The organism is Streptomonospora mangrovi (assembly GCF_027604915.1).
Lineage (GTDB): Bacteria > Actinomycetota > Actinomycetes > Streptosporangiales > Streptosporangiaceae > Streptomonospora > Streptomonospora mangrovi.
In genome coordinates this window covers 1-1,627 of the sequence record NZ_JAJAQC010000117.1, presented here as the reverse complement: position 1 = coordinate 1,627, position 1,627 = coordinate 1, and the positions used below count along the sequence as shown (strand labels likewise).

The following is a 1,627-nucleotide window of genomic DNA, read 5'->3' as shown; positions in this document are numbered from 1 at the left end:
CACGGCCGCGGGGCCGTCGCCGTGAGCGGGGGAGCCGGGTGGAGCGGGTGGAGCGAAGGAACGGTGCGCCTACCGGGTGCCGGCGCCCGAGGCGGCCGGGGCCGCCGCCCTCGTGTCCGCAGCGCCCGCCGCGCCGCCCGCGCCGCCCGAGGGGCCGCGGTCGCGGCGCAGCAGCCGGTCCACCCGGGGCTCCACCGCCCAGGAGGTGGCGCGGCGCACCCACGGCGTGCACAGCAGGTAGGCCAGGCCCACCGACAGCGCCCCGGTCAGCGCGAGCGCGCCGTGGTCGCCGAGCAGGCCGGCCACGGCGTCGTAGTAGCCCAGCGCGTCGGCGCCGCGCACGAACAGGCCGTGCAGCAGGTAGACGTACATGGTCAGCGCGCCCAGCCGGGTGAAGTGGGTGGTGCGGCCGGGGGTGAGCGAGAGCACGGCGGCGGTCAGCGCGAAGGCCAGCACCAGGAACAGCAGCCGGCCCGGGATCCCCACCGGCAGCAGGTCCATGTCGCGGTCGGCCAGGCTCTCGCGCCAGTACACCCACTCGCGGCTGAGCTGCTCCAGGTAGACGTAGCTGACCACGGCGGTGGCGACCATGGTGATGGCCGCCCACACCCGCACCCAGGTCTGGCGCAGGAACGCGAAGTGGTGGGGCTCCAGCAGCAGGCCCGCCACGAAGAACGGCAGCAGGCTCATGATCCGCGACACGCTCAGCACCTCGCCGGTGCCGACCAGGCCGCCCAGCAGCGAGACGCCCACGGCCACCGCCAGCGGCCAGCGCAGCCGCTGCCACACCGGCACGGTCAGCCGCCACACGAACAGCGCGGCCAAAAACCAGGTGAGCCACAGCGGGTCGAGCGGGCCGTCGGGCAGGTTGCGCCCCACGGCCAGCGACACCAGCGCGTAGACGCCCCAGAAGATGACGTAGGGCGCCGCGATGGTGGTCAGCAGCTTGTCGATGCGCCGGGGCGAGCCGTCGAAGGACTTCGACAGGTACCCGCTGATCAGCACGAACGCGGGCATGTGGAACAGGTAGATCCAGTAGTAGACCGCGTTGCCCAGCCGGGTGTCGGTGAGCGGCTCGATGGTGTGGCCGACGACGACCAGCACGATCAGCAGGAACTTCGCGTTGTCCAGCAGCGCGTCGCGGCGTTTGCCGGGCCGGCCGCCGGGGTCGGCCCGGTCGGCCGGGGCCGCACCGGTGGCGCCGCGGTCGGAACGGTCATGGGGCAGTGTGGTGGTTGAGGCCACGTGGACTCCGAGTCGCCGGTTGCGCGCGTGTCGCGCTCGTGTGCGCTTGCCAGCAGGACGCGCGGGCGGGGTGCGCCGGGGCGCTGCGGGGGCCGGGCGGGGGCGGGCCGGCCCTGGGTCCGCACGTCGTGCTCGATCCTGTGAATTCGCTGAGAATCCTGAGAGCGCACACCCTACCCGCTGCGACGCGGTCCAGTCACCCCGGTGGGTGGCGAAGCGGTCGTGCAGGGTGATGCGCGCCAGGTGGGCGCCCGTCCGCGCGGGGGCTGCGGCGGGGCGGCGGGCACCCGTTTGTCTCGAAACGGTAACACGCGCGGCGGTCGAACCTGGGAACCGGGTGCGGCCCGCCGACGCCGACGGCGGCCGGAGGCGGCCGGGGTGC

General features: G+C 74.6%; 1 protein-coding gene. It reads right to left on the bottom strand.

The window, feature by feature from the left end; genetic code table 11:
* Nucleotides 1-69: 69 nt before the first annotated feature.
* Nucleotides 70-1,245 carry an acyltransferase family protein gene (locus tag LG943_RS27620; RefSeq protein ID WP_270075317.1) on the bottom strand — a complete coding sequence of 392 codons (1,176 nt, stop codon included), beginning with the start codon at nucleotides 1,243-1,245 and terminating at the stop codon, nucleotides 70-72.
* Between the last annotated feature and the right edge of the window lie 382 nt (nucleotides 1,246-1,627).